At 62.9% G+C, this 2,869-nt stretch carries 2 protein-coding genes and 1 pseudogene; 1 reads left to right on the top strand and 2 read right to left on the bottom strand.

What is annotated here, in order from left to right:
* Both ACYCUK_RS24190 and ACYCUK_RS24185 read right to left on the bottom strand, forming a co-directional pair.
* Positions 1–163: pseudogene (locus ACYCUK_RS24190) on the bottom strand (ArsR/SmtB family transcription factor); the annotation flags it as partial.
* A 280-nt stretch (positions 164–443) separates the two neighbouring features.
* Complete coding sequence (locus tag ACYCUK_RS24185) at positions 444–917, bottom strand: RrF2 family transcriptional regulator (protein ID WP_461597126.1); 474 nt, start codon at positions 915–917, stop codon at positions 444–446.
* A 66-nt stretch (positions 918–983) separates the two neighbouring features.
* Between ACYCUK_RS24185 and ACYCUK_RS24180 the strand changes: the two genes are divergently transcribed.
* Positions 984–2,423, top strand: a complete 1,440-nt coding sequence (locus tag ACYCUK_RS24180) for an MFS transporter (RefSeq protein WP_461597125.1) — start codon at positions 984–986, stop codon at positions 2,421–2,423.
* Positions 2,424–2,869: the final 446 nt, after the last annotated feature.

Genomic DNA, 2,869 nt, shown 5'->3' with positions numbered 1-2,869 from the left:
GCGCGCCGAGATGTCCGCTGGCGGTGGCCGCGCTCACCCCGGCGCAGGCCGCCAGTTCCCCCGCGGGCAGCGCGCGGCCATCGCCCAGCGCCAGCAGCATGGCCGCGCGCGCGGGCTCGCCCACCAGCGCGGCGATGCGGGCGATGTCGATGTCGTGAGTCATGGCGAATTCCTGAGGACGACTTGCATGTTCGTGATTGTGGCTGTGCGCGGCGCGTCACGCTTCGGCGCGCGCCGAATCATGGTGCAGCGTGCACGGCGACGATGGCGGCATCGCCACCCGATTCCGATGCCACGTCCCAGCCCCTGCAGCGCAGGTCGATACCTCGGTGGTCAATCTCGCGGTGTGCTCAGCCAGAACGTCACACATGTCGTGGCCTGTAGCGGGCTGCCCTGTGCGCGTGCATGCTCCCAGACAGATACCGCTCAAACTGACATCAAGCTCACCTATCCGTGCTGAATTTGACACGATTGCGCTTCCGCACTGTCTGCGGTATGCGATGCACAAGCTGATCCAGGGTGACGGTACGCAATGATTCTTGCCAAGCTTGATGAGCTTGCGCCATGACCGCCGCGATTGCACAGGGCCGCAGACATTCCTCGGGGCGCGCCGCACCCGTGCCGCACTGCCGAATTTCCCGACATACGAACGGATTGGCTGCGCCATCAATGGCTTCGATGATGTCGAGTGCGCTGATCTGGCTTGCCGGCCGAGCCAAGCGGAATCCGCCACTGGGACCGGGCGTCGCTTGCAGCAGTCCTGCTCGCACCAGGGCTTGCAAGTGCTTGGCGAGGTAGGCCTCCGGTAGTTCGTGGTGCTCGGCGAGCACGCGGCGGGGCAAGGCCATTCCGTCTGGGGCCTCGGCAATCAGTAGGGCGCAATGCAGCGCCCATTCCACACCTTCAGGCAGCTTCATGGCGGAAGGGTAGCATCGCATGTAACGTGGATATATAATATCTACAATCAGAAAACGGAGCGAAACATGAACACGACGCAATCGGCTCGAACGCAGCCCGTGTCTTCGAGCGCCATGTCTGGCTGGCAACTTGCGGTGCTGCTCGCGGCCATGTTCATGGGCCAGTTCGATTTTTTTGTGGTCAACGTCGCCGCACCATCCCTGCGAGCTGATCTGCACGCCAGCAACGGTGCTTTGCAACTGATCGTGGGTGGATACGCGTTTGCCTACGCCGCCGGTTTGGTCACCGGCGGTCGGTTGGGCGATCTTTTCGGCTATCGGCGAATGTTCGTTTTCGGCATGGCGGGGTTTGCCGTCACGTCGCTGCTGTGCAGCCTTGCGGCGACCCCAGGCCAATTGGTGGCCGCGCGGCTCGCTCAGGGTTTGGCTGCGGCAGCCATGCTGCCCCAGGTTCTTGCATTGATCACCGCCACGGTTCCGCTCGCCGTGCGGCCCCGGGCCATCGCTTGGTATGGCGTGGCTTCGGGACTCGGATCGATTGCTGGTCAAGTTCTCGGTGGCGCGTTGATCACGGCCAATCTCGCGGGACTTGGTTGGCGCACGATCTTCCTCGTCAACGTGCCGGTCGGTGTCATTACCGCACTCCTCGCATGGCGAATGCTGCCCACAGCGCCCTCTCGGCAACCATCTGGCTTGGACCCGTTTGGTGCTATCGGTGCTGCCATGACCGTCGCCGCAGTTCTGGTTCCGCTTACCATCGGTCGTAGTGCGGGCTGGCCCGTATGGACGTGGGTCTGCATGGCTGCAGCCATCCCGCTTGCCATGGCAACTCTGCGCTGGGAACGACACCTTACTGGCCGCGGTGGCACCCCACTGTTCGACGACACGCTGCTGCGATTGCCGACGTTCCGCGCAGGGTTGCTCGCCAATGCCGCGTTCATGTGTTTTTTCGGCAGCTTCATGTTCACGCTCACGCTCCTTTTGCAAGCTGGACTTGGGCTCGATGCTTTTCATGCCGGCCTCGCGTTCGCTCCAGCCGGTATCGCGTTTTCCATCAGCGCACTTGCCGCGCGTCCGTTGTTGACTCGCTACGGTCGGCGTGTGCTGCTGCTCGGTAGTCTGCTGACGGCGGGCAGCTTGGGTGTGCTCGCAATCAACCTTGATCTCGACGGCATTCATGCCAGCTTGGCCTTGATCGTCTGTTTGACAGCGCTAGCCAGCCTCGGTAATGGAATTGTCCTGCCCTCACTGATCGGTGCCGCCTTGGTCGACGTCGCACCAGAGCGTGCCGGTCTTGCCGCGGGCGTCTTGAGCACTGCGCAGCAGTTCGCCAGCGCAGCCGGAGTGGCGATCATTGGCGCTCTGTTTTTCGCCGCAATTCCCGACCTTCAGGATGCTGGCAATTATTCTGTCGGCATGGCTTGGGCAACCGCTGCCAACTTCATCCTCGTACTGCTCGTGGCATCGCTGATTCGACGTTACATTCAAGCAGGCCAGAAGCATTGACTTCCTTGAGATCATCACACGTGCATGATCCAAGCGGCGATCTCCGGGCAGGCTTCCTTGCACGTGCGCCCCAGCGCGACGTGCCCGCCCGACGCAGGTTGGTTCGCGTGCCGCCGACTGTCATATCGAATGGATTGGATGTTGACTGTCGCGCAGTCCGCCAAGATCGCATCTGACAATCGATTAGATGGCCGTGCTCCGACGTGTGGGATTGCACGGGTCGGAGCGAGGCGCGCCACGCTTCGGTGCGCGCCGAATCATGCTGCGGCGCGCACGGCGACGATGGCGGCATCGCCACTCGATTCCGATGCCATGTCCCACGCCCCTGCAGCGCACGCCGATCGCCGCGTCATCCTGTTCATTCTCTGCCTCGCCGTGCTCATCGCCCAGGTGGACACCTCGGTGGTCAATCTGGCGGTGCACGCCATCGGCGTCGGCCTGCACGC

The sequence above is a fragment of the Thiomonas sp. genome (assembly GCF_054608695.1).
This window is presented reverse-complemented; position numbering and strand designations above follow the sequence as displayed.

What these genes read in the sequence shown, in the direction of transcription:
- ACYCUK_RS24185 (WP_461597126.1), bottom strand. Translation starts at nt 917, where the DNA reads ATGAAGCTGCCTGAAGGTGTGGAATGGGCGCTGCATTGCGCCCTACTG.
- ACYCUK_RS24180 (WP_461597125.1), top strand. Translation starts at nt 984, where the DNA reads ATGAACACGACGCAATCGGCTCGAACGCAGCCCGTGTCTTCGAGCGCC.